Origin of the sequence: Collimonas fungivorans, from assembly GCF_028292705.1 — a bacterium.
GTDB classification, from domain to species: Bacteria; Pseudomonadota; Gammaproteobacteria; order Burkholderiales; family Burkholderiaceae_D; genus Collimonas; species Collimonas fungivorans_B.
On sequence record NZ_JAQGLV010000353.1, the window covers coordinates 1 to 5,817 of the forward strand.

The 5,817-nt window shown below is 58.7% G+C and carries 6 protein-coding genes; 3 read left to right on the forward strand and 3 right to left on the reverse strand.

Going from position 1 to position 5,817, the window contains the following annotated elements; all coding sequences use genetic code 11:
- Nucleotides 1-447, forward strand: a 447-nt coding sequence (locus tag JWQ61_RS19670; RefSeq protein WP_304361991.1) for a hypothetical protein, incomplete at its 5' end; no start/stop codon positions are given.
- Between the two features lie 104 nt (nucleotides 448-551).
- Here JWQ61_RS19670 and JWQ61_RS19675 read toward each other — a convergent pair.
- Nucleotides 552-1,004 carry a MarR family winged helix-turn-helix transcriptional regulator gene (locus tag JWQ61_RS19675; RefSeq protein WP_304361992.1) on the reverse strand — a complete coding sequence of 151 codons (453 nt, stop codon included), beginning with the start codon at nucleotides 1,002-1,004 and terminating at the stop codon, nucleotides 552-554.
- A 65-nt stretch (nucleotides 1,005-1,069) separates the two neighbouring features.
- On the opposite strand from JWQ61_RS19675, the gene JWQ61_RS19680 reads away from it, so the two are divergent.
- Nucleotides 1,070-2,206 carry an NAD(P)/FAD-dependent oxidoreductase gene (locus tag JWQ61_RS19680; RefSeq protein ID WP_304361993.1) on the forward strand — a complete coding sequence of 379 codons (1,137 nt, stop codon included), beginning with the start codon at nucleotides 1,070-1,072 and terminating at the stop codon, nucleotides 2,204-2,206.
- 116 nt (nucleotides 2,207-2,322) lie between these two features.
- Here the strand turns inward: JWQ61_RS19680 and JWQ61_RS19685 are convergent, their stop codons facing one another.
- Nucleotides 2,323-2,757, reverse strand: a complete 435-nt coding sequence (locus JWQ61_RS19685; protein ID WP_304361994.1) for a hypothetical protein — start codon at nucleotides 2,755-2,757, stop codon at nucleotides 2,323-2,325.
- 51 nt (nucleotides 2,758-2,808) lie between these two features.
- A complete protein-coding gene (locus JWQ61_RS19690) occupies nucleotides 2,809-4,047 on the reverse strand; it encodes a hypothetical protein (protein ID WP_304361995.1) in 1,239 nt (412 codons plus the stop codon).
- A 132-nt stretch (nucleotides 4,048-4,179) separates the two neighbouring features.
- On the opposite strand from JWQ61_RS19690, the gene JWQ61_RS19695 reads away from it, so the two are divergent.
- Nucleotides 4,180-5,817: tannase/feruloyl esterase family alpha/beta hydrolase (locus JWQ61_RS19695; protein WP_304361996.1), on the forward strand; the 1,638-nt coding region annotated here is incomplete at its 3' end.

A 5,817-nucleotide genomic window follows, 5' to 3' on the forward strand; every position in this document is an offset into this window, starting at 1 on the left:
GCGGTGGTAGGGAGCCTTCGGGCTGCCGGTTTTCCTTTTTGCACCGGTCTGCAAACCTTGCCATCTGCCGCCCTCCCGTTTTGCAGCGGGAACGGCTTAATCGCAATCATGGAGGCCGTTATGACTACATCCATAGAATCTCAGCGTATTCCGGTAAAAGCAAACCACCAATCGTTCTCCTGCCTAGCCGAAGAGCTGCACATGAACAGATCGGCGCAATTCATGGCGTTGACACTGGATCTGAGCCAGGGTATTAAAACCTGCCTGTCGCTGATCCATGCCAGTAATCTGGCAAGAGAACATGGCGACGAAGAATCCCCGCCCACACTCAACGTTTCCGATACCGAATGCCTGACGCGCATGGCGATGGCTGCAGCTGGTGTGCTGTCGGAAAGGGCAGAGAGCTACATCGACGTCTTCAATGACATGCGAGTAGGGCGCGAGTAGAAAACCCGAGAGCAAGTCCGGCAGTCAACGCCAAAAACATACGAACCTACAGTGAGCCTCGAGGCTTGCGATATGGGTAACGTAAAACGGCTCCGGACTTCGCCTTAACTCTCAGTCTCGCCAATCGCACGATCAAGATTGTCGTTCACACGCAACAACAACGCCATCAGCTGGTCCCGCTCTTCTTTGGTAAAGCCCGCAAGGGCTTGCCGGCTAGCCGCGTCCATGACGGCCTTTCCCTTAGGCATCCGCTCTGAAGCACCGGCAGTCAGCGAAACCAGCTGGCTGCGCTTGTCATCGGGATTGGGAACCCGCTGCACCAGCCCGTCGCGCTCCATGCGATTTAGCAGCTGCGCCATGCTGGGTTGCTCCACCTGCGCCAGCCGCGCCAGTTCGGCCTGCGACAAGGCGCCGCTCTTCTTGAGCGCCACCAGCACCGGCAACTGCCCCATGGCGAACCCCAGCGCGCGCAGCGGGCCGTCGACCAGCCGCATGGAGGTGCGGTAAGCCTGGCCGATGAGTTTCACGGGGTTGTTCGACAGGTCAATCTTCATCATGTTGACATCCCATAGGTAACTATGTTTATATATAGGTGCCTATTATAAACGAATCAATCCATTCTGTGAATACACAATTACGCATCGCCATAGTCGGCGCAGGCCCGGGAGGCCTGACACTTGCCCGTATCCTCCACCTGCACGGCATCGCCGCGACGGTGTTCGAGCAGGAATCCCATTCGCTGGAACGCCCACAGGGCGGCACCCTGGATTTGCATGAAGGATCGGGCCTGCGGGCGCTCAGGCAGGCTGGCCTCATGGAAGCGTTCCTGGCCATCGCCCGCTACGAGGATCAGGGCTCGCGCCTGCTGGATAAGGCCGGCAACGTGCTGTTCGAGGACGATGACACCGCCAGCGGCGACCGCCCCGAGGTGGATCGCACGGAACTGCGCGCCATGCTGCTGCAGGCTTTGCCCGCCGCTTGCGTGCGCTGGGGCTGCGCCATGCGCGAGGTGCAGGCGCGTGACGACGGGCGCTGGGACCTGGTCTTCGATCACGGCAGCGAGGGGCCGTTCGACCTGGTGGTCGGCGCCGATGGCGCGTGGTCGCGGATACGGCCATTGCTGTCGCCTTACCGGCCGCAATACAGCGGCCTTACCTTCATCGAGTGCGGCATCGACGACGTCGACCGCAGCCATCCGGCGCTATCGCAGCTGGTAGGCCGTGGCAAGATGGGCGTTGAAGCCGACGGCAAGGAAATCATCGCGCAGCGCAATGGCAATGCGCACATCCGCGCTTATGCCATCTTCCGCGTGCCGGCCGACTGGGCGGCGCAGCGTTTCGACCTTGCTGCGCCGGCTGCCATGCGCGCGGAACTGATCAAGGAGTTTGATGGCTTCGCTCCCGAGATACTGGATCTGTTCCGGGCCAGCAACGACAACTTCGCCATCCGTCCGATCTATGCGCTGCCGGTGGGGCATTGCTGGGCCAGCCGGCGCGGCCTCACGCTGCTTGGCGACGCTGCGCATGTCATGTCGCCTTTTGGCGGCGACGGGGTAAACAACGCCATGTTCGATGCGGCCGAACTGGCGCGGCTGCTCATTGAGCGCACGGACTGGGCCGAGGCCGTGGCTGAATACGAAGCGCTGATGTTTGCGCGTATTGTCGAATCTGCCGAGGGCGCGGCGGAAGGGGCTGCAACGCAGCTGTCGCATGTCGGCCAGGAGCTGACGCTGGCAATGTATCGGAGCCACGCTGGCTAGAATGAAGGGGCAAGTCCTACCGCCGCCGAAATTAAAAATGCCCTCGGTAGTGAGGGCATTTTCGTTTGATTGCTGCCAACCGCAGTCGAGGGAAGTTGGGTGAGCGCCGGGGAAAGTCAGATACCGATCTTTTTAAGAAGAGCCGGTAACAGCTGGGTCAGGAAAAACGCACTCACTACCCATATGATGATGTTGTTTTTGGCTTCAGTCAGATCGGCTTTGGTCGCGTAATTAGACCTGATGACGGCAACATCGGTTTTGACTTCAGACAGCTCGGTTTCCAGTTTTTCTATACGTTTAAGCATATCTTTATCCTCCTGCCGTCTGTCGCGTTTGTCAATGCGTCCTGCTAGCTTGTTAGGGAAATGGTAATCAACATTTCTCATAGCCTGTCCATATTTTTTCCCGGAAATATTGATCCTTGAAGCTGATTTCCGGCGCCTTCGGTCTTGCCAATTATTTTCACTCTCTTCGGTTCTGCATGAAATAGCCGCCGAGTCGAAGGAGCGCCAATTCCCATCTAGCTTATCAGGAAGAATTTGGTTTTTCATGCTTCAAGGTAAAGTTCTCCCTTTTGCTTAAGAGTTGAGGCGTATCCCCATTCAGAAGTACGCCTTTGCGCCTGGCTTGAGGATCGGTTTCAATGCGCGTATCGGCATGACGAGTTGTGGCCCCAGGCACACGCCCATGGCATGGCCGATGCCGGAAACAACGAAGGAAATCTTGTCCGGCTCGTCAAATTCGAAATCCAGATATCGCGGCAGCACGTCGGTGCAATCGATATCTGGATTCAATTTATCGCGGCTCTTCTTTGATTTCACCTTCTCGCTGATGAAGTCTACAAGAAGGGGATCGATATCGGAACCGTCTTTATTCCTTATCCGGACTGGAAACAGGCGGTTGAAATCCAGGTAGCTGCCGTGGATCAGGTCAAGTGTAAACGGGTCGTAATGGTTGTTCGGATGGGCGCCGCCGCAAAAGGTGCTTCCCGCTTCGACGATGCTCATCAATGTTTCCGACACATAGCGCACCCCGATGGTTTCCGAGTCGAAGTTTCCCAGGGTTCCGGCGGCAGGTCCGTCCATGGTGTAGAGCGTCGCCTTGCATTCCAGCGCCGCCAGGCTCATTTGCCAATGGCGCTGCTCAAGGATCTGGTTGATGCTTGCCAGCACCTGGGGATTGGGATGGCGGGTCAGTCGCGGGTAGGCGAACCTTGTTCTTGGATCTATCACCATGCGGTAGCCGACGTTTTTACGCAGGATTTCTGGCCCTGCTTGCAGCGGGAATTGCAATTTCAGGTAGTCGTAGGGAGTGTTCTTGAGCGAGATCGCCGTGCCATAAGCGATGTTGCTGCCTATGCCTGGTGTAATGGCGGCAGTAACCGCCTCCACGCCGACTGGCCTGATGGCGTCGGGGTCGTAGCGGCCGACCTGATGCAATTCAAATGCCAGGCTTTTCTTTGTTTTGGCGTCACGCCAGCTGCCCTGGAAAGTATCACCATCGATTTTCCCGTGCCAGACGCTGCGTGGTTTTTCCGTGGCGGGATCGATGAATATCGGCTGGTCACGGTTATCGTCGCCTGCCAGGAGCTCGCCATGTTCATATCTGGGCAGCGCTTCCTTGAGTGATGCAAGAGGGCCATGCAGGGGAATGTCGACGCCATGGCGTGTATAGAAATAGCGGCCGTCATAACCATCGGCTACTTTTTCAAGCTCCAGCACGACTTCTGTATTTTTCCCCAGCGTTCCTTTGTAAACGATGCGTTCGCCAGCGAGCGCTGCGCTGGTGGCGATACAGGACAATGTGCTAAATATCGTCAGATACTGAAAGAAGGTTTTCATTGTCGGGCCGGATAATTGGTAGGGCGGGGAAAACATCTCTGGTTCATGTCGAAAATTCTATCTTTAAATGTTACTGTTTCCCCGCTATCGCAAAAATAATCTGCAGCCAAAACACATGAAAGGAAAACATTCATGATGGTTCAAGGAAAATTCCTGAGGACGTCAACTGTCCTCGGTTCGGCCCTGCTGGGGATGATGCTGCTGTCCGCCGGATGCGGTGGTGGCGGCGAGTTGCATCCAGGCGTCCCTGTCAGCTGCACCCAGCTGAACGGCATGGCCATATCCGCACAGGCCATCGGCTTGCCGACCAGCGGCGCCATCGTCACCGACGCGCACACTGTGGCGCCAGCCGGCAGCGGCGTGGCGGCGACCGGCGAGTACTGCCTGGTGAAGGGCGAGATCAATCCGGTCGATCCGGTCGCGCCGAAAATCAAGTTCCAGCTCGGCCTGCCGACCGCCTGGAACCACAAGGCGCTGATGTTCGGCGGTGGTGGTTATAACGGCACCGTGCCCGATGTCAGCGGCAACGTCCCCGCCGGTCCGCAGGACAAGGCCAGGCCGCTGGCGCGCGGTTACGCCACTTTTGGCAGCGATTCCGGACATCAGGCTAACCAGATGGGCAGCCGCGACGGCACCTTCGGACAGAACGACGAAGCCTTGCGGAATTTTGCCGGCGATGCGCTCAAGAAAACACGCGACGCGGCGATCCACCTGATCCAGCAGTATTACGCTCGTACACCGCAAAAATCCTACTTCGCCGGCGGCTCGACCGGTGGCCGCGAAGCCCTGGCGGTGACGCAGCGCTGGCCGCAGGACTGGGATGGCGTGATTGCGCTGTATCCGGCCTGGGCTGCGGCCAGCCTGGACCTGCAGTTCGGCCGCATCACGCGCGCTTTCGCCATGCCGGGCGCTTATCTGAACTCGGCCAAACGCAAGACGCTGTATGACGCGGCGATGGCAAGCTGCGATGCGCTGGACGGCGTCAAGGACGGCTTGATCAGCAATATGGCGGCATGCAACAGCGGTTTTGATCCCGCCAGCGCGACGCTGAACGGCGCACCGCTGCGCTGTGCCGGCGGGGCGGATAGCGGCGATAGCTGCCTGTCCGATCCGCAGATCGCAGCCTTGAAAACCTATAGCACGCCGATCACCTTCAGCCGTCCTCTCGGCAGCGGAGAAATGCAGTACCCCGGCTTCAATGTGTGGGGCGCCGATCTCGGCCTGGCTGGCGACTCGGTGGCGCAGAAAACGGTCAGGCTGCTGGCCATGGGCGATAGCCAGCCGGCGCAGCCGATGCCGACCGATGCGCCGTACTGGGCGACGTTCTGGGACCAGTGGGCGAAATACTTCGTCACGCGCAATGCGGCGTTTGATTCCCTGTCGCTCGATCCGCAGAATGCGGGCCCATGGCAGGCGCGCATCGATCAGCTCACGGTCATGCAAGACATCAACAAGACTGATTTGTCGGCATTCAAGGCCAGGGGTGGAAAGATCCTGATGGCGCATGGCATGTCAGATGCGCTGGTCAGCACCCGCTCCACCGAGGATTATTTCCGGCGCCTGCAATCGACCATGGGCAGCGCTGCGGTCGGCAGCTTTGTCCGCTACTACGAAATCCCTGGCTACGGCCATTCGCTGTCAACGGTCTTCAATGCCGCATGGGATTCGCTGACGGCGCTGGAAAACTGGGTGGAGCAGGGCAGTGCGCCGGTATCGCAGGTTGTCTCGGATACGGCGGGCATCCCGGGCCGCAGCCGTCCCCTTTGCGAA